Source organism: Bradyrhizobium sp. CCBAU 53421, assembly GCF_015291625.1.
In the GTDB taxonomy this organism is placed as follows: Bacteria; Pseudomonadota; Alphaproteobacteria; order Rhizobiales; family Xanthobacteraceae; genus Bradyrhizobium.
The window spans coordinates 4,593,907-4,613,517 of the sequence record NZ_CP030047.1; the positions used below are offsets into that span (position 1 = coordinate 4,593,907).

A 19,611-nucleotide genomic window follows, 5' to 3' on the forward strand; every position below is an offset into this window, starting at 1 on the left:
TCTTGGGAGAATAAGAACAATGCCCCTGTTGCAGGTCCTGCGTCCGACGCTTCCCATTCTGATCGGTGCCTCCATCATGCTCACGCTGAGCATGGGGCTGCGGCAGAGCCTCGGCATCTTCATGCAGCCGCTGACGCACGACATCGGCATCTCGGTGTCCCATTTCACGCTGGCACTGGCGGTGCAGAACCTCGCCTGGGGCTTCCTTCAGCCGCTGGCGGGCGCGATGACGGTGCGTTACGGCTTCCGCCCGATCATGGTGGTCGGTGCGCTGGCCTACATCGCGGGCCTTGTGCTGATGACGACGGCGCATGGGCTCGTCAGCATCATGATCGGCGCCGGTGTGCTGATCGGCCTCTCGCTCGCCTGCACCGCGAATGCGATCGCGATGTCGGTCGCGGCACGCGCTGTGCCGGAGATGGTGCGCTCGACCGTGCTCGGCATCGTCTCCGCCGCGGGCTCGCTCGGCGCGCTGCTGTCGGCGCCGCTCGGCCAGATTCTCAATGAAGGTTTTGGCTGGCGCGTCGGGCTTGCCGGCTTCGTGATCCTGTCGATCGGGATGATTCCGGCTGCGTTGTACGCAGGGCGCGTAGACAGGATTCCGCTGCCGAAGCCGGCGGGTGACGACATCGGCAACGCCACCGCTGCGACCGCGGCGAAGACCGCGTTCGGTAACGCGTCCTTCGTGGTGATGACCTGCGCCTACATGGTTTGCGGCATGCAGCTCGTCTTCCTCACCACGCATCTGCCGTCGTATCTCGCGATCTGCGGGCTCGATCCGATGCTGAGCGCGCAGACGCTCGGCATGATCGGCGGCTTCAACGTGCTCGGCTCGCTGTTCTTCGGTTGGGCCGGCCAACGCTGGAACAAGCTGGCGCTGCTCGGCGGCATCTACATCCTGCGCTCGCTGGCGCTCGCCTGGTACTTCATGCTGCCGGCAACGCCCGCATCGACGCTGCTGTTCGGCGCCATCATGGGCTTCCTCTGGATGGGCGTCGGTCCGCTGGTTGCGGGCGCGGTGGCCGAGATGTTCGGGCTGCGCTGGCAGGCGATGATCCAGGGCCTTGCCTTCATGAGCCACCAGGTTGGCAGCTTCCTCGGCGCCTATGGCGGTGGGGTGCTCTACGACTCGCTCGGCTCCTACACCATGGCCTGGCGCATCGGTGTCGCCCTCGGTCTCGCCGGCGGCATCATCCAGCTCGCCTTCGCGCTGATCCGGCCGGCGCAGCCGCCGCTGCTCAAGGCCGTCTAGCTTCCGATCCCGCCACCGGCGACTGCCGCATACGAGGGCAGTCGTCGATTGCTGCCTATTTTTGCATCGATCATCTGCCGCGAGAACGTGCAGGGGGCGCGAAGCGGTTCCGCGCGCGGATTGAAGTCATAGCATCTTCAACCTGTTACGCCGCACGCATGGGTGGCACGAATCTTGATTAAGGATGTCTAGAAATCGTGCCGGAAGCCGTCGCTGAGGTTCCGGCCTGGGGACCCATGGGAAGGGCTGGCCGCGATGAGGCTAGTCGCCGTCATTCTCCAGCCATCCGCGCACCACGGCCTTCGCCGCGCCGCCGAGACGGGTGCCCTTGCGCCCGATGTCCGGCTTGGCGCCGCGACGACTTCGCTGCGTCCCGCCGCTCGCGCCACGGCACTTCGAGACATCCCGATAACCGAACGCGCGCTGTCCTTCGGCATTCGCGCTCCGAACGCGCTGCGCCGATTCCGAACACCGGCATTTCTTGTGATGGGAGGACGATGATGGAGTTTGCGACATACACGCGCCCGAAGCTCGTGAGAATCCTGGTTGCCCTGCTGGGAGTGGCGTTTCTCTGCCTGCTGTTCAGCGACCTCGCGCTGGCCGAGGATGCCGCGGCGGCGCCGCCTGCCTGCGGCGGCAAGATTCTCGAAAAGTGCACGCCGAATTCCGGCGACACCGCCTGGATGCTCACGTCAGTCGCACTCGTCCTGATGATGACGGTGCCGGGGCTCGGCCTGTTCTATGGCGGCATGGTGCGCAAGAAGAATGTCGGCGACACCGTGATGACCAGCTTCGCCGTCACCTGCCTGGTCACGATCCTGTTTGCCGTGCTCACCTACAGCCTGGCGTTTCGTGCCGGCACGCCGTTTATCGGCGGCCTGGATCGCATGTTCCTCAAGGACATCCTGAGCGACATCGGCAAGGGTGGCATCGGCAATCCCAACCCGCTCGCCGCGACCATTCCTGAGGCCGTCTACATCTGCTTCCAGATGACGTTCGCGATCATCACGCCGGCGCTGATCGCCGGCGCGTTCGCCGAGCGGATGAAGTTCTCGGCGATGCTCTGGTTCATCGGGCTGTGGGCGATCTTCGTCTATGCGCCGATCGCGCATTGGGTCTGGGGACCCGACGGCATCTTCTCGGCGGGTAACGACGCCGCGTATGTCAAGGTTCTCGACTTCGCCGGCGGCACCGTGGTGCACATCAATGCCGGCGTGGCCGGCCTGATGTGCGCGATCATGCTCGGCAAGCGCGTCGAGACCGGGCCGGCGCACAATATGGTGCTGACCTTCATCGGCGCCTCGCTGCTGTGGGTCGGCTGGTTCGGCTTCAACGCCGGCTCCGCCGTCACGGCCGGAATGCAGGCCGGCATGGCCATGCTGGTGACCCAGATCGCAACCGCAGTGGCGGGCTTCACCTGGATGCTGGTGGAATGGGCGTTGAAGGGCAAGCCGACCGTCGTCGGTATCTGCTCGGGTGCCGTCGCCGGCCTCGTCGCGATCACGCCGGCCTCCGGTTTCGTCGGGCCGGTCGGCGCCTTCGCCATCGGCATCGCCGCCGGCGTTTGCTGCTACTGGGGATGCACCGGCTTGAAGCGCATGTTCAGCTACGATGACGCGCTGGATTGCTTCGGCGTCCATGCCCTCGGCGGCATCGTCGGTGCGTTGCTGACCGGGGTGTTCGCGGTCGAACAGTATGGTGGAACGGCCGGCGTTCTGGAGGGAAATCCCGCGCAGTTCCTCAATCAATGCATCGGCGTCGCGACGGTTTTCGTGTATGATGCCGTCGTGAGCCTGATCATCCTGTTCGTGATCAATCTCTTCGTCGGGCTTCGCGTGACGCGCGACATCGAGCGCGAAGGGTTGGATCTGGCACTGCACGGCGAGGTCGTGCAGTAGACTTGGCGGCATTCCGCCCAGCCGGCGATCTTTGCCGGCTGGCGCGGATCAAAGCTGTTCGAGGTGATCCGATGAACTGGTTCTATTGGAACACAGCGTGGTCGCTGTTCTTCAGCCTCATTTGGTTCATGACCATCACACACAATCCGGATGCACGCATCGCGGATGCGCATCTGCCTGATGAGGCGTTCGGCGGCCGCTAGCTGCGATAGTAGCGCCACATCCTGAGGAACGTCCGGTGGATCTCGTCGGGCGTCCGGTCGAATGGCTCGAGATTGACGCGGACCACGCCACGATGGTCCATGCGCCACGGCAGGCGCATCAGCAGCCGGTAGGCCGGCCGCTTGCGCCAATCGGCCACCAGCGCGCTGCCGAGCGGTCCATTGAGCGCGATCTGCAACTCGTGCACCGTCATCGCGCGCTCGGCGATCTCGACGAGGTCGATGCGTGTGACGGCGCGCCAGCGGATCAGCCCGAAGGCCTGGATGAAGATGCCGTACTGGTTGGCCCCGATGGTCGGACGACCGGCCTCCAGCAGCGGGATGTTGTAATAGGTGAAGCCGGCCGCGGCCGCCGCCAGCGCCAGCCAATACAGCGCGCCGGTGATCCAGGTCGCGGTCAGGAAGATCGCGGCGAGGGCAGCCGTGACATAGACCGGAAAGTAGGTGTCCTCGCGGCCATAGGCGACCGAGTAGCCGCCGACATTTCCTTCGTCCAAGCTTGCGATCATGTGAGCCCCTGCGCCCGGGACTTGCCCGAAAGACATGAGGGATGACGCCTGGCCACAAAGCAAAAACGGGGCCGCGAGGGCCCCGTTTGGAACGTCAGAAGCAGGCGATCTTACTTGATCTTGGCTTCCTTGAACTCGACGTGCTTGCGCGCGACCGGGTCGTACTTCTTCTTGACCAGCTTGTCGGTCATGGTGCGCGAATTCTTCTTGGCGACGTAATAGAAGCCGGTATCGGCCGTCGACACGAGCTTGACCTTGATGGTGACCGCTTTGGCCATGTGCAAATCCTCGAAAATGAAGGGGTATCGGGAGCCGGCCAAATCGGCCCGCGTTTGGCCGGGAAACTAGCCAGAAACGGTCCAAAGTCAAGGATTTCCAAGCCAAAACCAGCCCGATTCCGGGCCGATTACCCCTCGAAGAACTGATTTTTGGGCCGCGGCAGGCCCAGATTCTCGCGCAGGGTCTTGCCCTCGTACTCTTTCCGGAAAATCCCGCGCTTCTGCAATTCAGGGACGACCTTGTCGACGAACTCGAACAGGCCCTGCGGCAGGTAGGGGAACATGATGTTGAAGCCGTCGCTGCCGCGCCCCTCCAGCCATTCCTCCATCTGGTCGGCGATGCTCTGCGGCGTTCCGACGAAAGCGAGGCCGCCATAGCCGCCGACGCGCTGCGCGAGCTGGCGCACGGTGAGCTTGTCGCGCGCCGCGACATCGACGAGGCGCTGCCGGCCGCTCTTGCTGGCATTGGTCTCCGGAATCGGCGGCAATTGCCCGTCGGGATCGAAGGTGGACGCATCGGTGCCGAGGATCACCGAGAGCGAGGCGATCGCGCTGTCGTAATGCACGCGGCTGTCGAGCAGCGCGCGCTTCTCCTTCGCTTCTTCGACGCTGTCGCCGACCACGACGAAGGCGCCGGGCAGGATCTTCAGATGCTCGGGATCGCGGCCGATCTTCTCCATGCGGCCCTTGATGTCGGCATAGAGTTTCTGTCCGTCGGCAAGGCTGCCGCCGCCGGTGAACACGGCTTCCGCGGTTTCGGCCGCGAGCTGCCTACCGTCGTCGGAGGCACCGGCCTGCACGATGACGGGCCAGCCTTGCACGGGACGGGCGATGTTCAGCGGGCCGCGCACCGAGAGGTATTTGCCCTTGTGGTTGAGCACGTGCATCTTGTCGGGATCGACGAACAGGCCTGACTCGACGTCGCGCACGAACGCATCGTCGGCGAATGAATCCCACAGGCCGGTGACGACATCGTAGAATTCGCGGGCGCGCTTGTAGCGCTCGGCGTGCTCCATGTGATCGTCGAGGCCGAAGTTCAGCGCCGCGTCCGGATTGGATGTGGTGACGATATTCCAGCCGGCGCGGCCGCCCGAGATGTGGTCGAGCGAGGCGAAGCGCCGGGCGACGTGATAGGGCTCATCGAAAGTGGTCGAGCCGGTCGCGATCAGGCCGATATTCCCGGTGACGGCCGCGAGTGCCGACAGCAGCGTGAACGGCTCGAACGAGGTCACGGTGTGGCTGCGCTTCAGCGCGTTGATCGGCATGTTCAGCACGGCCAGATGGTCGGCCATGAAGAAGGCGTCGAACTTGCCGGCCTCGAGCTTCCGGATCAGCTGCTTGATATGGTCGAAGTTGAAATTGGCGTCGGGCCAGGCCCCGGGATAGCGCCAGGCGCCGGTGTGGATGCTGATCGGCCGCATGAACGCGCCGAGCTTGAGTTGACGCTTCGCCATTGCCCCGTTCCGTTCTTGATGTCGTTAGCGGAACAGATAGGGAGGCGCTTCGCGGCGCGCCATCCCGACGGCGCCAGAAGATTTTTGCAATTTGAGGGACGGCTGGAGGATAAGTCTGCAGCCGGCTCCCGATCGTCATTGCGAGGAGCGTGCGCGACGAAGCAATCCATGGATCAACAAGCGGTGAGATGGACTGCTTCGCTTCGCTCGCAATGACGGGGCTGGCCTACGCCCCCAGCACGTCCTTGTGCATCTTGCCGCCGTAGAAATGGAAGAACGGCACCGGCGCGTCGTGACGGAGCGGGCCGGTGGCGAGGCGGCGGTCGAGCTCGGCGAGCACGTTCTTGGTCATGGCGTGCGCATCCGCGAACGGCTCGGAGCCGATTTCGACCCAGACAAGCTCGACCAGCTCGGCATCGGCATGCACCACGCCTTCGACACGATGCGCGATGGTCGAGGCGTCCGCGGTGAAGAAGCGCGTATCGAAGCGGCGGACGCGGCCGGGCGGCGTGATCGCGCGCGCGATCAGGAACAGGCCGGACGGATCGGGCAGGAGCCCTGCGTCGGCGAACGGCGCCCAGGCGCCATCGAGCTTCGCCGTCTTCTCGACCTTGCGGCCGAGGCAGAGCCCGGTCTCTTCGCAGGCTTCGCGGATCGCGGCATTGGCGAGCGCACGCGCGCGGCCGGGCGTGATCTTCGGGCTGCCCTTCAACAGATTGGCTTCGAGCTCCGGCGTGATCGGGGCTGCGACCGGCACGCGGTTGTCGGCCTTGTCGACCCGGCCGCCGGGGAAGACGAACTTGCCCGGCATGAACACCACCTTGTCGTGGCGCTTGCCGACCAGCACCTTCGGCTTGGCGCCGGAGCGATCGATCAGGATCAGCGTCGCCGCATCCTTCGGCCGGAAATACGCGTGATGATCGGCTTCCTTCTCGCCCTGGTGGACGACGGCGGCGGGTGCGGCAGCTTCAGTCATTTCATCCCTTTCATTTCTTCTTTGGCGCCCGGTTTAGCTAGACCGGCGGGATGTCGCTAGGGGGATTCTCGTCAAAGCCATGCATGCGCAGGGCCCATTGCAAGCCGATCACGGCTCCTTTCACCGGCTGCAACAATGCGAGCGATGCGAACAGCGTGAGCGGCAGATAGATCGCAAGCTGCAGCCACACCGGCGGCGAATAGTCGGTCTCGATCCATAGCGCGGTCGGTACCACGATATGGCCGACGATGACGATGACGAGATAGGCGGGCAGATCGTCGGCGCGATGCGGCGTGAAATCGAGATCGCAGACCGGGCAATGGCCGTCGCATTTGAGAAACTTGCGGAACAGTTTGCCTTTTCCGCAGCGCGGACAACGGCCAAGGAACCCGCGCCTCATCGCGGTCCACACGTCGCGCTTCTCGGGCTCGGTTGCGTCGCGAGTCCAGACCACCGTGGGCGGTGTCACGTCCATGATTTGCCTCGCTTCGATTTGCCGGACTTTGGCTTCGCCGGCTTGCGGTCCTTCTTGCTGCGCGCCTTGCGTTCCTTGTGCGCCTTCTTGCCGGATCCCTTCTTTGGCCCTTCGCCAAATCCCGCGGCGCGGCGCTCGGCTCTGATGCCTTCGCGTTTTCTGCCGCGCGGAATTGCCTGGCCTTCGGATAATAGCTCAAAACGCAGCGCGCCCGCCACCGGCGCGGCCTCGACCAGTCGCACGTCGACGACGTCGCCGAGCCGATACATGGTGCCGCTGCGGGTGCCGATCAGCGCGTGGCGGGTTTCGTCGTAGTTGAAATATTCGCTGCCGATGGTGCGGATCGGGATCAGGCCGTCGGCGCCGGTGTCGTCGAGCTTCACGAACAGGCCGGCGCGCGTCACGCCGGAGATGCGGCCCTGGAACGAGGCGCCGACCTTATCGGCAAGGAAATGCGCGATCAGCCGGTCAGTGGTCTCGCGCTCCGCCTTCATCGCGCGGCGCTCGGTGACGGAAATCTGCGCGGCGATCTCGGCGAGCGTCTCCACCGTCTCATCGGTCGGCAAGGCGCCTTCGCCAAGGCCAAGCGCGCGGATCAGCGCGCGATGCACGATCAGATCGGCGTAGCGGCGGATTGGCGAGGTGAAGTGCGCATAGCGGCGCAGGTTCAAGCCGAAATGGCCGTAGTTCTCGGCGGAGTATTCGGCCTGCGCCTGCGAGCGCAGCACCACCTCGTTGACCAGCGGCTCGTAATCCTCGCCGGCGACCTGCGCCAGCACGCGGTTGAACTGCGAGGGACGCAGCGCGCCCTGCTTGGTGAAGGGCAGGTCGAGCGTCTTCAGGAATTCCTGGAGGTTGTGCACCTTCTCCTGGCTCGGCTCGTCATGCACGCGATAGATCAGCGGCAGCGCCTTCTTCTCCAGCATCTCGGCCGCGGCGACGTTGGCCAAGATCATGAACTCCTCGATCAGCCGGTGCGCATCGAGCCGCTGCGGCACGATCACCCGATCGACGGTGCCGTCGCCCTTCAGCAGGATCTTGCGCTCGGGCAGATCGAGATCGAGCGGGTCGCGCTCGTTGCGCGCGAGCCTAACCAGTTCATAGGCCGACCACAGCGGCTTGAGGATCGGATCGAGCAGGGGGCCGGTGGTGTCGTCGGGCCTGCCGTCGATCGCCGCCTGCGCCTGCGCGTAGTTCAGCTTCGCGGCCGAGCGCATCAGCACGCGGTGGAAGGTGTGCGAGCGCTTGCGGCCGTCGGCGCCGATCACCATCCGGACCGCGAGCGCGCCGCGCGGCTCGCCCGGCACCAGCGAGCAGAGATTGTTGGAGATCCGCTCCGGCAGCATCGGCACCACGCGGTCGGGGAAGTACACCGAGTTGCCGCGCTGGAGCGCGTCGCGGTCGAGCGCCGAGCCGGGCCGCACATAATAGGCGACGTCGGCGATCGCGACATGAACGATGAAGCCGCCTCTGTTGTTCGGATCGGGGTCGATCTCGGCATGCACCGCGTCGTCGTGATCCTTGGCGTCCGGCGGATCGATGGTGACGAGCGGCACGTCGCGCCAGTCCTCGCGGCCCTGCAAGGTCGCGGGTTTTGCCTCTTCCGCTTCGCGTAGTGCGGCGGAGGAGAACACCTGCGGGATGTCGTGGGTGTTGATCGCGATCAGGCTGATCGCCTTCTCGCTCGCGATCGAGCCGAGCCGCTCCTTGACGCGGGCGGAGGCGAGCCCATAGCCGCGGGTGCGGATCAAATCGACGCTGATGAGGTCGCCGTCCTCCGCGCCGCCGCTGTCGGCCTTGGCGATGTTGAGCTCGCGGCCGGCCTGCTTCTTGTCGACCGGGATCAGCCGTCCGCCGCCGTCGGGATTGCGGCGGAAGATGCCGAGGATGCGCGTGCGCCCATGGTCGATCACCTTGATGACGCGGCCGCGATAGGGCGTGCCGTCGTGCTCGTCGGTCACCACCTCGACGCGCAGCAGCGCGCGGTCGCCGACGCCGGCGGTGGTGCCGGGCTTCGGCCGGCGCGGCATCTCGATGCGGATTTTTGGGGCGGTGCCGTCTTCCGAGTCCCACTCGGCTGGGGTGGCGATCAACTCGCCGTCGCTGTCGCGGCCGGTGATGTCGGCGAGCACTGTCGGCGGCAGCGCCGCCGGCTCGTGGATCTTGCGGCCGCGCTTGGCGACCGTGCCGTCATCGGCGAGTTCGCGCAGGATCCGCTTCAGCTCGACACGGTCGGCGTTCTTCAGGCCGAACTCGCGCGCGATCTCGCGGGTGCCGACCTTGCCTGGATTGGCGCGGATGAAGGCGACGATGGCGTCCCGGCCCGGAAAGCCATGGTCGGGTTTTCGTTTCACTTATCCTCGTGCCTTGCCGGCGCTTTTCTTCGCGGGCGCTTTCGCTGACGTCGATGACTTTGCAGGCGACGTCTTGGCACCGGAGGCGACCGGCGCGCGCGCCTTGCTGGTCGCATCCGTTTTTGGCTTCGCCGCGGCCTTCTTCGACGCAGCCTTCTTGGCGGGCTTGGCCTCGGCGTCGCCGTCGGCCTCTTCAGCCGCGGCTTCGGATTTGGCCTTCTTCGCCTTGGCAGGCTTTTCCGCCTTCGCCTTCTTGGCCTTCTTGCCGCCGCCCTTGGCCGCGCGCTCGTCGATCAGCGCGATTGCTTCCGCGAGCGTGATCTCGTCGGGCGCGCGATCGCTCGGGATCGTCGCGTTGACGCCGCCGGCCGCGACATAGGCGCCGTAGCGGCCGTTTTTAAGCGCGACCGCGCCGAGCGTCGGGTGATCGCCGAGGGGCTTGCCGGGATCGGCGCCGAAACGGCGGCCGCTCGGGCCCTTGGCGATCTTCTCCGCGATCAGCGTGACGGCGCGGTTCAAGCCGATGTCGAACACCTCGTCGCCGGCCTCGAGGCTGGCATAGGTCTTCTCGTGCTTCACGAACGGCCCGAACCGGCCGAGGCCGGCGGTGATCGGCTGCCCGGTTTCCGGATGCTTGCCGATCTCGCGCGGCAGCGACAGCAGCTTCAGCGCCAGTTCGAGATCGACATCGGCGGGCGAGGTACCCTTCGGAATGCCCGCGCGCTTGGGCTTCTCGCCCTCGGCGTAATCCTTCTGCTCGCCGAGCTGGATGTAGGGACCGAAGCGGCCGGCCTTCACGGTGACGTCGAACCCGGTGTCGGGATCGGTGCCGAGCACGCGATCGGCGCTTTCAGCGCTGTCTGCCGCGAGCGGCCTCGTGTAGCGGCATTCCGGATAATTCGAGCAGCCGACGAAGGCGCCGAACTTGCCGGCCTTGAGGTTGAGCCGGCCGGTGCCGCAGGTCGGGCACTGCCGGACGTCGCCGCCATCCGCGCGCGGCGGATAGATGTGTGGGCCGAGCATCTCGTCGAGTGCATCCAGCACCTCGGCGACGCGCAGGTCCTTGATGTCGTTGACCGCGCCGATGAAGCCGCGCCAGAAATCCTGCAGCACCTGCTGCCAGGCAATCTCGTTGTTGGAGATGCGGTCGAGCTGCTCCTCGAGATCGGCGGTGAAGTCGTACTCGACATAGCGCGAGAAGAAGTTCTCCAGGAACGCGACCACGACGCGGCCCTTGTCCTCGCCGTGCAGCCGCTTCTTCTCGAGCTTGACGTAGCCGCGGTCCTTCAGCACCTGCAGGATCGAGGCGTAGGTCGAGGGACGGCCGATGCCGAGCTCTTCCATCCGCTTCACCAACGATGCTTCGGAGAAGCGCGGCGGCGGCTCGGTGAAGTGCTGGGTGACGGCAAGGCTCTGGCGCTTCACGGCCTCGCCCTGGCTCATCGCGGGCAGGCGGCGTGAATCCTCGTCCTCCTCGTCGTCGCGGCTTTCCTGGTAGAGCGCGAGGAAGCCGTCGAACTTGATGACCTGGCCGGAGGCGCGCAGCTCCAGCACGCGGGCGCCGGCCTTGGCCTCGATGTCGACCGTGGTGCGTTCGAGTTCAGCCGACTCCATCTGGCTCGCAATGGTGCGCTTCCAGATCAGCTCGTAGAGCCGTGCCTGATCGGCATCGAGCCTGCGGCCGATGGTGGCCGGGCGACGCGACAGATCGGTCGGGCGGATCGCTTCGTGCGCTTCCTGCGCGTTCTTGGCCTTGGCCTGGTACTGGCGCGGGGCGTCCGGCACATAGGCGTTGCCGTAATCCTCGCTGATCACCTTGCGCGCCTGCGTGATCGCCTCGGGCGCGATCTGCACGCCGTCGGTTCGCATATAGGTGATGAGACCGGTGGTCTCGCCGCCGATGTCGATGCCTTCATACAGCCGCTGCGCGATGCGCATGGTGTGCGCCGGCGCGAAGCCGAGCTTGCGGCTGGCTTCCTGCTGCAGCGTCGAGGTGGTGAAGGGCGCCTGCGGATTGCGCCGGGCCGGCTTGGCCTCGACGGTCGCGACCTTGAACAGCGCGGCCTCGATCGCCTTCTTGAAGTCCTCGGCTTCCGCGCCGGAGCCGATGTCGAGCCGCGCGATCTTCTTGCCGTCGGCGCCGACCAGCCGGGCCTCGAAGGCTTCGCCGCGCGGCGTCAGCAGCGTGGCGACCAGCGACCAGTACTCACGGGGCACGAACTTCTCGATCTCGAGCTCGCGGTCACAGACCAGCCGCAGCGCGACCGACTGCACGCGGCCGGCGGAGCGGGCGCCGGGCAGCTTGCGCCACAGCACGGGCGAGAGGGTGAAACCGACCAGATAGTCCAGCGCGCGGCGCGCCATATAGGCATCGACCAGCGCGCCATCGATCTGGCGCGGCGCTTTCATGGCATCGGAGACGGCCTGCTTGGTGATGGCGTTGAACACCACGCGCTCGACCTTCTGGTCCTTCAGCGCGCGCTTCTCCTTCATCACCTCCAGCACGTGCCAGGAGATCGCTTCGCCCTCGCGATCAGGGTCGGTCGCCAGGATCAGGCGGTCGGCACCCTTGAGCGCCTTGGCGATGTCGTTGAGCCGGCTGGCGGCCTTGGCATCGACCTCCCAGATCATCTGGAAATTGGCGTCCGGATCGACGGAACCGTTCTTGGCCGGGAGATCGCGAACATGGCCGAACGACGCCAGGACCTCATAGGAGGACCCCAGATATTTGTTGATCGTCTTGGCCTTGGCCGGCGACTCCACAATGACGATATTCATGTCATTCCAATAGCTTACGGGAAAACTTGAAGGTGGGTTCCGCTAGACTCGCGGCCCGCCGTGTCGGGGCGAACATGGGTGTTGGGGCGGTCGGTGTCAAATCGCCAGATATTGAAGGGAGGGCTCAAGCTGTGGAGTTTCTATCCCAAGGGTTGAAAAATGCGTCCTAGAGTTGCGGCCGGAAAGGGCGTATCTCTTTATATATATAGGGTGGGAATCGGATTAGGCCTTTTGAGCAGCACTGGGGGCGGGCGCAAGCCCAAACCGTCCGGCCGACGGCGACCGGCGGGCGACGAGCCAGATGGGGAGGGCGGCCCGGACGACGCCTTGGTCCTGATCGCCGCGGCCGCGACCGAACTCGCCAAACTCGCCCAGCGCCACAAATTCGAAGTCCTCGACCATCTGCTCGCGATGACCCGCCTGGAGGCCGACGAGCAATTGCGCGTGCGCAGCCGGAGGAAGCTGTCGTGAGGGTACGCCCGAACTCCCGCCACGTCGTCCCTGCGAAAGCAGGACCCATAACCACAGGGGGCGTGGTTGAAGCGAGCTGTGGCCCCAGCGTCGTGCAACAATCACCTTCGGTGGTTATGGGTCTCGACCTTCGCCGGGACGACGATGAGGATGGGTCGCGTTCAAGTTGCCACACCACGCGGTGTCATCGCCCGGCTTGAACGGGGCGATGACAGTTGAGGGTGAGGCCAAGCTTCGCGCGCCCCGCAATGACGGCGAAGAGAGCTACGCCGACACCCGCCGCGCCGCCTTCCGCACCGGCCGCGGCTTCAGCGTCGTATCCGCAGCACCCAGCACGCGCCCGTCCTGCGAAAGCAGCGCGAGCTTCTTCACCGGTTTGCCCTTCTCGCGGTCGACCATGATGGTCGCGATCTCGTCCGGATGCTCGTCGAACTCCTCGGTCCATTGCCGGAGCGCGACCAGGATCGGAAAGATGCCGTGGCCCTTCGGCGTCAGGACATATTCCTGATAGGCGCTGCCGTCGGAGGCGGGCACCGTCTTGAGAATGCCGCGCTCGACCAGCGTGCGCAGCCGGGTGGCGAGGATGTTCTTGGCAAGCCCGAGGCTGGCCTGGAATTCGCCGAAACGGCGCCGGCCGAGGCTGGCGTCGCGGATGATCAGCAGCGACCACCAGTCGCCGAACACGTCGAGCGCGCGTGCGACAGGGCAGCTGTCGCCGGCGAGGCTGGTTCGTTTCACGACGCACGCTCCAAAAGTGGGGTCATCACGGTCTTGTGTGGTTGCAATATTAAACCTCATGCCCTAGGTAGGCAATGAAGTTTAATAATGCAACCAACTGGAGGCGGACATGAGACTGGCGAACAAGACGGCGTTGATCACCGGCGGCAACAGCGGCATCGGGCTTGCGACAGCAAAGCTGTTCGTCGCCGAGGGCGCCAAGGTCGTCATCACCGGGCGCAACAAGGAAACGCTCGCGGCAGCGGCCAAGGAACTCGGACCGAATGCGTTCGCTCTCGTGGCCGATGCCACCGATGTCGCTGCGCTCGAAGCCGCGGTGAAGCAGGGCGCCGAGAAGTTCGGCAAATACGACGTGCTGTTCGCCAATGCCGGCATTCCCGGCCAGACGCCGATCGGCGGCACCACGCTTGCCGCATTCGAGAACGTGATCCGCACCAATCTCACCGGCGTGTTCTTCACCGTGCAGGCGGTCGCGCCGTACCTCAACGACGGCGCGTCGATCATCCTCAACGGCTCGGTGATTTCGGTGCTCGGCAATCCCGGCTATTCGGCCTATGCCGCGAGCAAGGCCGGCGTGCGCGCGATGGCGCGGGTGATGGCGTCAGAATTCTCGCCGCGCAACATCCGCGTCAACGTGGTGGCGCCGGGCGCGGTGCGTACGCCGATCTGGGGCGCGGCGATCGCAACGCCGGAGGCCGAGAAGGCGTTCGAGCAACGGATCGGCAAGTCGACGCCGCTCGGCCGCATCGGCGAGCCCGATCACATCTCGAAGACGGTGTTGTTCCTCGCATCCGACGACGCGGCGCATGTGCAGGGGCAGGAACTGTTCATCGATGGCGGTGCAACGGCATCTCCGGCCGGCGCGCCGATCTATCGCGGCTAAACTTTGTTTCGCATTGTAATAAAAGGCCGGTGTGAAACTGATCACACCGGCCGATTTCGTATGCGCGTATCATCGCTTCGTTGTCCAAACATGATCTCCTCGGAAAACCGCTTCGCACTTTTCCGGATCATGCTTGAACCTTTGACGTACTCGCCGGACTTCTGAATGGGCGGGGAATTTTTTCACCACGGAATCATTTTTGGAGTTCCTTCATGCCGAAAGCAGCTCGCATTTCGACGTCGATCCCGGTTTCGTCCGCGTCTCAGAGTTCAGACAATTCAGACGCGACACAGCTGGTGACCGTCGCGCTGTTTTCCGGCATCGGTTTGTTGATTTCGCTCGTCGCCGTCATCCTCGGCATTCAAGGGGTCTGGTTCTGATCCATCGCCCACAACTGTCATACCCCGCGCATGCGGGGTATCCAGTACGCTGCGGCTTCTCCGCTCAATAACCGCCGTCTCTGGAATACTGGGTCCCCCGCTTTCGCGGAGGACGACAGCGATCATGGAACTAGGCGGCGTTCAGGCTGCCGGCGGCCTGCAGCGCGCCTGCGACCGCCTTCTCGCGATGCTCGGGGCCGACCTGGATGCCGTCGGCGGGGATGAACTCGAGGTTCCTGACGCCGATGAAGCCGAACACCCCGCGCAGATAGGTCTCGAGGTGCTCGAGCGCGGCCATCGGCGTGTCGGCGCCGTAATAGCCGCCGCGCGAGATCGCGATGATGACGCGCTTGTTGCCGGCCAGTCCCTCGACGCCGCCGGCGCCGTATTTGAAGGTCTTGCCCGCCACCACGACGCGGTCGATCCAGGCCTTGAGCTGGGAAGGGATGGTGAAATTGTACATGGGTGCGCCGATCACCACGATGTCGGCGGCGAGGAACTCGTCCAGCACGGCCTGGCCGGTCGCGATATCGTCGCGCACCGACGGGTCCGGCGCCGCGCCTTGGCTCGCGGCAAGATGCAGGCCGGAGAGGTGGGCGAGCGGGGTCTGGGTGAGATCGCGGTACTTCACGACCAGGCCGGGATTGGCCTGGCGCAGCCGCTCGACGGCGGCGGCGGAGACCTGGCGGCTGACGGAGTGGGGGCCGAGGACCGAGGAGTCGATGTGCAGAAGTTTCATGGCTGGGGTCACCTTTGGTATAGGTTTGTAACTGGCGCTATATGAGTGACCGCCCTAAATGTTCGCAAGAACGCACATTTTTGAAACCCGAGCACACCAATGGAACCCGAGCACATCGATGTAACCGCTGAGACCGGTCTTCCGCGTCAACCGGGGACGCATCAGGACTGCCGCGGCGTCGCCTCGGTGCTGTCGCGGGTCGGCGACAAATGGAGCGTGCTGGTCATCATGCTGCTGCGCGACGGACCGCGCCGCTTCAACGAACTGAAGCGGATGATCAACGGTATCTCGCAGCGCATGCTGACATTGACCCTGCGCGGGCTGGAGCGCGACGGGCTAGTGACGCGCACGGTGTTTCCGACCATTCCGCCGCGGGTCGATTACGAGCTGACCGACCTCGGGCGCGGGCTTGCCGTGCCGGTCATGGCGCTCGGCGAATGGGCGTTCGCGCATCTGCCGGAGATCGAAGGCGCGCGACAGGATTTCGATGCGCGCAACGCGGAGTGAAATCTATGCCCGTCACCCTGAGGAGCGCGCAGCGCGTCTCGAAGGGTCGACGGCCCCGCTGTCTCAGTACGGCTGTATCCGGGCCGTGCATCCTTCGAGGCTCGCTCCGCTCGCACCTCCAGCGACAAAGGCGAAGCCTTTGCGCGGGGATGACGGCGATAGATTTTCGCAAGACGCCCGTTCGTTGCCCTAAATCATCGACACCAGTCCGCCGCCGTGACGCTCAAGTCTGCCGGCGAGCTCGAGCTCCAGCAGCACCGCGCGGACGACTGCGGGCGAGGCATCGGCCATCCGGATCAGGTCGTCGAGGCTGATCGGGCTCGGGCCGAGCAGGTTGATGATGCGGGCGCGATCTCCGCTATCGGTGGCAAAATCCAGCGGCTCGTTGTCCTCGCGCGCGGACAGCATGATGGGCCGCTCCATGATCGGCGTCACCGCGCTGATGACGTCGGCGGCTTCGGTGACCAGCGTCGCGCCTTGCTTGATCAGATCGTTGGCGCCGGCGGCGCGCGGATCGATCGGCGAGCCCGGCACCGCGAATACCTCACGGCCCTGTTCGGCGGCCATCCGCGCCGTGATCAGCGAGCCCGAGCGGTGCGCGGCCTCCACCACGACGACGCCGAGCGATGCGCCCGAGATCAGCCGGTTGCGGCGGGGGAAATCGCGCGCCCGCGGCACGTGCCCGAGGGGCATCTCCGAGATCGCCGCGCCGCGCGCGAGCAGGGCGGCCAGCAGATCCTCATGCTCCGGCGGGTAGATGCGGTCGTGGCCGCCGGCCAGCACGGCGACCGTGCCGCTTGCAACGGTGGCGCGATGCGCCGCCTGGTCGATGCCGCGGGCAAGGCCGGAGATCACGACAAAACCGGCGTCGCCGAGATCGCGCGCCAACTGGCCAGCAAATTTCAACCCGGCGCCGGACGCATTGCGGGAGCCGACGATCGCGATCATCGGCCGCATCAAGGTGTCGCGCGCGCCGCGTACGCCGAGCAGCGGCGGCGCGTCGTCGATGGTGGCGAGGCGCGCCGGATAATGCGCTTCCTCGGGCGCAACGAGATCGATGCCGAACTTGGCGCAGGCCGCGAGCTCCGCGGCTGCATCGGCCTCGCTGGTGATGCGCCCGGGTCCCGACGCGCCGCCGCGGCGCGCGAGATCGGGCAGGCGCTCCAGCGCGTGCGCCGCATCGCCGAAATGGCGGAGCAGCGATGCAAAGGTGCGTGGGCCGACATTGTCGGAACGGATCAACCGCAGCCGGTTGAGCCGTTCGGTGTCGGTGAGTTGATTCGAGGTCTGCTTGCTGTCGCCGCTGGTCCAGTCCATGGTGCGTAGCATGGCGCAACTGAGGCGTGTGGACAACCAATTGTGTGTCTGCGGAGTCTTGTCTTGGCAGACGGAACGGGTCGGCATGGCCCAACGGAGGTATCGAATGCTGGGGCTTGTGCTGATTGCAGCCGGAGTTTCCTACCTGCTGAACCCGATGATGTTTCGACGGGGCATTTGGCTCAAATGGGACATCGTCATGCGCGATTGGTCGGACGATAACTTCATCAGATGCATGCGCATTATGGGCACCATCCTTATTGTCTTTGGCCTGGGTCTTACAATCAGGGCGACACTTCATTAAGAGAACTACCGTGTTGCTCCGATCCTGATAGAAGATCTGTTTGCGCACAGGAGCTGCCGTCCATGATCTCACTTGCCGACCTCCAAGCGCGTATCGAACAGGGCGCGCTGTCGCCTGAGGCGGCCATCGGCCAGTCATTGGAGGCGATCCGCTCCCAGGAGAATGCGATCGGCGCCTTCGTCCGCCACGATCAGAGGGCACGCGCGCACAATGCTGGCCCGCTGCGCGGGGTTGCGGTCGGCATCAAGGACATCATCGACACCGCCGACTTCCCGACCGAGATGGGCGCTGCGATCTATCGCGGGCATCAGCCGCGCGCCGATGCGCCGGTCGTGATGGCGCTGAAGCAGGCCGGCGCCACCATCATCGGCAAGACCACGACGACCGCGTTCGCGGCGAACGATCCCACCGCAACGCTCAATCCGCACAATCATGCGCACACGCCCGGCGGATCGTCGTCGGGCTCGGCGGCTGCGGTCGCCGCCGGGATGATCCCGCTGGCGCTGGGTACGCAGACCGGCGGCTCGGTGATCCGGCCGGCCTCGTTCTGCGGCGTCGCCGCGATCAAGCCGAGCTACCGGCTGCTGCCGACCGTCGGCGTGAAGTGTTTTTCGTGGACGCTCGATACCGTCGGGCTGTTCGGCGCCGGCGTGCGCGATGTCGCGCTGGGGTTGGCCGCGATGACAAGGCGACCTGAGCTTGTCGTGCCGTCCGAGGTCGCGGCGCCGCGCATCGGCGTCGTGACGCAGGCCTTCGCCGGCGCGCCCGAACCATCCGGCGCGGAGGCGTTGCAGAAGGCCGCGCGGGCGGCGGAGCGGGCCGGTGCAACCGTGCGCGAGCTCGCGATATCAGAGATCATCGCCAAGGCGTGGCGGATCCATCCTGTGGTGCAGGAGTTCGAGGCGCACCAGTCGTTCGCCTGGGAATACGGGCAGAACTACGATGCGATGCCGCCGCTGCTGCGCGGCCGGCTCGACGAGAGCAAGGGCGGCACACCCGCCGAGTATGATGCCGCGATGGACGTCACGCTGCGGGCGCGGCAGGCGCTGGCCGCGATCTTTGCCGAGGTCGACGTGCTGCTGACGTTGTCGGCACCGGGCGCCGCGCCGAACGGTTTGGCGTCCACCGGCGATCCCCGCTACAACCGGCTCTGGACCTTGATGGGCGTGCCCTGCGTCAACGTGCCGGCGCTGATCGCCGAGGGCGGATTGCCGGTCGGTGTCACCGTGATCGCGGGCTTTGGTGATGACGCGAAGGCGCTGGCGGCGGCGAGCTTTGTCGAGGGTGCGTTGAAGTCCTAGCCTTCCGTCATTCCGGGGCGATGCGCCGCATCGAACCTCAGATGCGCAGTGCGCATCAGGGAATCTCGAGATTCCCTGGTGCGCAATTGCGCACCTGAGGTTCGCGACTTCGTCGCGCCCCGGAATGGCTTGCGTCACCTCTTCTCGCCGATCTTGCCTTCGGTGCCGGCCTGCAGCCGCTTGATGTTCTCGCGGTGCATGTAGAACAGCAGCAGCGTCAGCACGGCGAACAGCGAGGCGAGCGCGTTGTGGCCGAACCACCACAGGAACAGCGGCGTCACGAACGCGGCAACCAGCGCCGACAGCGACGAGTAGCGCGTGGTGTAGGCGGTGCCGAGCCAGATCACGGCAAAGATCAGCGCCGCCGGCCAGAACAGGCCGAGCAGCACGCCGATATAGGTCGCGACGCCTTTGCCGCCGCGGAATTTGAGCCAGACCGGGAAGAGGTGGCCGAGGAACGCGCCGAGCGCCGCCAGCATTGCAGCGTTCGGGCCGTCGATGGTACCGGCGATGATCACGGCGACCGTGCCCTTGAGCATGTCGCCGAGCAGCGTCGCCGCGGCGAGGCCCTTGCGGCCGGTGCGCAGCACGTTGGTGGCGCCGATATTGCCCGAGCCGATGGTGCGAAGATCCTGCGTGCCGGCGAGCCTCGTCAGGACCATGCCGAACGGGATCGAGCCTAAGAGATAGCCGACCAGGAAGGCGGCCGGCAGCAAAGCGTCAGCGGACATCGCGGTGGCTCCCCGGACGGTCGGTTCGGTCCATTTTGGACAATT

Annotated in this window: 20 protein-coding genes; 9 read left to right on the forward strand and 11 right to left on the reverse strand. The window is 65.6% G+C overall.

The window, feature by feature from the left end; translation table 11 throughout:
• Nucleotides 1-19 precede the first annotated feature (19 nt).
• The 3 genes from XH92_RS21875 to XH92_RS21885 all read left to right on the forward strand — a co-directional run bounded on the left by XH92_RS21875 (nucleotide 20) and on the right by XH92_RS21885 (nucleotide 3,353).
• Nucleotides 20-1,252, forward strand: coding sequence for an MFS transporter (locus tag XH92_RS21875; RefSeq protein WP_194461003.1), 1,233 nt, complete (start codon nucleotides 20-22; stop codon nucleotides 1,250-1,252).
• 497 nt (nucleotides 1,253-1,749) lie between these two features.
• A complete protein-coding gene (locus tag XH92_RS21880; protein ID WP_194461004.1) occupies nucleotides 1,750-3,150 on the forward strand; it encodes an ammonium transporter in 1,401 nt (466 codons plus the stop codon).
• 2 nt (nucleotides 3,151-3,152) lie between these two features.
• The gene (locus tag XH92_RS21885; RefSeq protein WP_194461005.1) at nucleotides 3,153-3,353 is read left to right on the forward strand and encodes a hypothetical protein; all 201 of its coding nucleotides are present in this window, start codon (nucleotides 3,153-3,155) and stop codon (nucleotides 3,351-3,353) included.
• On the opposite strand, the gene XH92_RS21890 is transcribed toward XH92_RS21885, so the two are convergent.
• The 7 genes from XH92_RS21890 to topA all read right to left on the reverse strand — a co-directional run bounded on the left by XH92_RS21890 (nucleotide 3,350) and on the right by topA (nucleotide 12,195).
• Nucleotides 3,350-3,880, reverse strand: coding sequence for a hypothetical protein (locus XH92_RS21890; RefSeq protein ID WP_194461006.1), 531 nt, complete (start codon nucleotides 3,878-3,880; stop codon nucleotides 3,350-3,352). The genes XH92_RS21885 and XH92_RS21890 overlap by 4 nt on opposite strands.
• Before the next feature lie 110 nt (nucleotides 3,881-3,990).
• Entirely contained in the window at nucleotides 3,991-4,158 is a 168-nt protein-coding gene (gene rpmG / locus XH92_RS21895) for a 50S ribosomal protein L33 (protein WP_018271988.1), read from the reverse strand.
• Nucleotides 4,159-4,286: 128 nt separating this feature from the next.
• Complete coding sequence (locus XH92_RS21900) at nucleotides 4,287-5,612, reverse strand: LLM class flavin-dependent oxidoreductase (RefSeq protein WP_194461007.1); 1,326 nt, start codon at nucleotides 5,610-5,612, stop codon at nucleotides 4,287-4,289.
• 226 nt (nucleotides 5,613-5,838) lie between these two features.
• Nucleotides 5,839-6,588 (reverse strand): NUDIX domain-containing protein, encoded by a 750-nt coding sequence (locus XH92_RS21905; protein WP_194461008.1) that lies wholly within the window; start codon nucleotides 6,586-6,588, stop codon nucleotides 5,839-5,841.
• A gap of 37 nt (nucleotides 6,589-6,625) precedes the next feature.
• Nucleotides 6,626-7,063, reverse strand: coding sequence for a DUF983 domain-containing protein (locus XH92_RS21910; RefSeq protein WP_194461009.1), 438 nt, complete (start codon nucleotides 7,061-7,063; stop codon nucleotides 6,626-6,628).
• Entirely contained in the window at nucleotides 7,054-9,417 is a 2,364-nt protein-coding gene (gene rnr / locus XH92_RS21915; RefSeq protein ID WP_194461010.1) for a ribonuclease R, read from the reverse strand. Before rnr ends, XH92_RS21910 begins: the two co-directional genes overlap by 10 nt.
• Entirely contained in the window at nucleotides 9,418-12,195 is a 2,778-nt protein-coding gene (gene topA, locus XH92_RS21920; RefSeq protein ID WP_194461011.1) for a type I DNA topoisomerase, read from the reverse strand. It lies immediately after the preceding gene.
• Between the two features lie 327 nt (nucleotides 12,196-12,522).
• On the opposite strand from topA, the gene XH92_RS21925 reads away from it, so the two are divergent.
• Nucleotides 12,523-12,666, forward strand: coding sequence for a hypothetical protein (locus XH92_RS21925; RefSeq protein WP_194461012.1), 144 nt, complete (start codon nucleotides 12,523-12,525; stop codon nucleotides 12,664-12,666).
• A 264-nt stretch (nucleotides 12,667-12,930) separates the two neighbouring features.
• On the opposite strand, the gene XH92_RS21930 is transcribed toward XH92_RS21925, so the two are convergent.
• Nucleotides 12,931-13,464 carry a helix-turn-helix domain-containing protein gene (locus XH92_RS21930; RefSeq protein WP_194461013.1) on the reverse strand — a complete coding sequence of 178 codons (534 nt, stop codon included), beginning with the start codon at nucleotides 13,462-13,464 and terminating at the stop codon, nucleotides 12,931-12,933.
• 49 nt (nucleotides 13,465-13,513) lie between these two features.
• Between XH92_RS21930 and XH92_RS21935 the strand changes: the two genes are divergently transcribed.
• Nucleotides 13,514-14,287 carry an SDR family NAD(P)-dependent oxidoreductase gene (locus XH92_RS21935; RefSeq protein ID WP_194461014.1) on the forward strand — a complete coding sequence of 258 codons (774 nt, stop codon included), beginning with the start codon at nucleotides 13,514-13,516 and terminating at the stop codon, nucleotides 14,285-14,287.
• A gap of 212 nt (nucleotides 14,288-14,499) precedes the next feature.
• The gene (locus tag XH92_RS21940; protein ID WP_194461015.1) at nucleotides 14,500-14,667 is read left to right on the forward strand and encodes a hypothetical protein; all 168 of its coding nucleotides are present in this window, start codon (nucleotides 14,500-14,502) and stop codon (nucleotides 14,665-14,667) included.
• Between the two features lie 130 nt (nucleotides 14,668-14,797).
• On the opposite strand, the gene XH92_RS21945 is transcribed toward XH92_RS21940, so the two are convergent.
• Nucleotides 14,798-15,406 (reverse strand): FMN-dependent NADH-azoreductase, encoded by a 609-nt coding sequence (locus XH92_RS21945; RefSeq protein WP_194461016.1) that lies wholly within the window; start codon nucleotides 15,404-15,406, stop codon nucleotides 14,798-14,800.
• Between the two features lie 99 nt (nucleotides 15,407-15,505).
• Here XH92_RS21945 and XH92_RS21950 point away from each other — a divergent pair, with 99 nt between their 5' ends.
• Complete coding sequence (locus XH92_RS21950) at nucleotides 15,506-15,913, forward strand: helix-turn-helix domain-containing protein (RefSeq protein WP_194461017.1); 408 nt, start codon at nucleotides 15,506-15,508, stop codon at nucleotides 15,911-15,913.
• A gap of 189 nt (nucleotides 15,914-16,102) precedes the next feature.
• Here the strand turns inward: XH92_RS21950 and dprA are convergent, their stop codons facing one another.
• Nucleotides 16,103-17,242 (reverse strand): DNA-processing protein DprA, encoded by a 1,140-nt coding sequence (gene dprA / locus XH92_RS21955; protein WP_246788522.1) that lies wholly within the window; start codon nucleotides 17,240-17,242, stop codon nucleotides 16,103-16,105.
• A 94-nt stretch (nucleotides 17,243-17,336) separates the two neighbouring features.
• On the opposite strand from dprA, the gene XH92_RS21960 reads away from it, so the two are divergent.
• Together XH92_RS21960 and XH92_RS21965 are read left to right on the forward strand one after the other, a co-directional pair.
• On the forward strand, nucleotides 17,337-17,534 hold the full coding sequence (locus tag XH92_RS21960; protein ID WP_194461018.1) for a hypothetical protein: 198 nt from the start codon (nucleotides 17,337-17,339) through the stop codon (nucleotides 17,532-17,534).
• 62 nt (nucleotides 17,535-17,596) lie between these two features.
• Nucleotides 17,597-18,835, forward strand: coding sequence for an amidase (locus XH92_RS21965; RefSeq protein ID WP_194461019.1), 1,239 nt, complete (start codon nucleotides 17,597-17,599; stop codon nucleotides 18,833-18,835).
• A 134-nt stretch (nucleotides 18,836-18,969) separates the two neighbouring features.
• Here the strand turns inward: XH92_RS21965 and plsY are convergent, their stop codons facing one another.
• Nucleotides 18,970-19,566, reverse strand: a complete 597-nt coding sequence (gene plsY, locus XH92_RS21970; protein WP_194461020.1) for a glycerol-3-phosphate 1-O-acyltransferase PlsY — start codon at nucleotides 19,564-19,566, stop codon at nucleotides 18,970-18,972.
• Between the last annotated feature and the right edge of the window lie 45 nt (nucleotides 19,567-19,611).

Excerpts from the sequence above, each read along its gene's own strand:
- XH92_RS21945 (WP_194461016.1), bottom strand. The coding sequence starts at position 15,406 with ATGAAACTTCTGCACATCGACTCCTCGGTCCTCGGCCCCCACTCCGTC.
- XH92_RS21890 (WP_194461006.1), bottom strand. The coding sequence starts at position 3,880 with ATGATCGCAAGCTTGGACGAAGGAAATGTCGGCGGCTACTCGGTCGCC.
- XH92_RS21940 (WP_194461015.1), top strand. The coding sequence starts at position 14,500 with ATGCCGAAAGCAGCTCGCATTTCGACGTCGATCCCGGTTTCGTCCGCG.
- dprA (WP_246788522.1), bottom strand. The coding sequence starts at position 17,242 with ATGCTACGCACCATGGACTGGACCAGCGGCGACAGCAAGCAGACCTCG.
- XH92_RS21905 (WP_194461008.1), bottom strand. The coding sequence starts at position 6,588 with ATGACTGAAGCTGCCGCACCCGCCGCCGTCGTCCACCAGGGCGAGAAG.
- XH92_RS21960 (WP_194461018.1), top strand. The coding sequence starts at position 17,337 with ATGCTGGGGCTTGTGCTGATTGCAGCCGGAGTTTCCTACCTGCTGAAC.
- XH92_RS21935 (WP_194461014.1), top strand. The coding sequence starts at position 13,514 with ATGAGACTGGCGAACAAGACGGCGTTGATCACCGGCGGCAACAGCGGC.
- XH92_RS21910 (WP_194461009.1), bottom strand. The coding sequence starts at position 7,063 with ATGGACGTGACACCGCCCACGGTGGTCTGGACTCGCGACGCAACCGAG.
- XH92_RS21875 (WP_194461003.1), top strand. The coding sequence starts at position 20 with ATGCCCCTGTTGCAGGTCCTGCGTCCGACGCTTCCCATTCTGATCGGT.
- XH92_RS21880 (WP_194461004.1), top strand. The coding sequence starts at position 1,750 with ATGATGGAGTTTGCGACATACACGCGCCCGAAGCTCGTGAGAATCCTG.
- topA (WP_194461011.1), bottom strand. The coding sequence starts at position 12,195 with ATGAATATCGTCATTGTGGAGTCGCCGGCCAAGGCCAAGACGATCAAC.
- plsY (WP_194461020.1), bottom strand. The coding sequence starts at position 19,566 with ATGTCCGCTGACGCTTTGCTGCCGGCCGCCTTCCTGGTCGGCTATCTC.
- XH92_RS21950 (WP_194461017.1), top strand. The coding sequence starts at position 15,506 with ATGGAACCCGAGCACATCGATGTAACCGCTGAGACCGGTCTTCCGCGT.
- XH92_RS21900 (WP_194461007.1), bottom strand. The coding sequence starts at position 5,612 with ATGGCGAAGCGTCAACTCAAGCTCGGCGCGTTCATGCGGCCGATCAGC.
- XH92_RS21965 (WP_194461019.1), top strand. The coding sequence starts at position 17,597 with ATGATCTCACTTGCCGACCTCCAAGCGCGTATCGAACAGGGCGCGCTG.
- rpmG (WP_018271988.1), bottom strand. The coding sequence starts at position 4,158 with ATGGCCAAAGCGGTCACCATCAAGGTCAAGCTCGTGTCGACGGCCGAT.
- XH92_RS21930 (WP_194461013.1), bottom strand. The coding sequence starts at position 13,464 with ATGAGGTTTAATATTGCAACCACACAAGACCGTGATGACCCCACTTTT.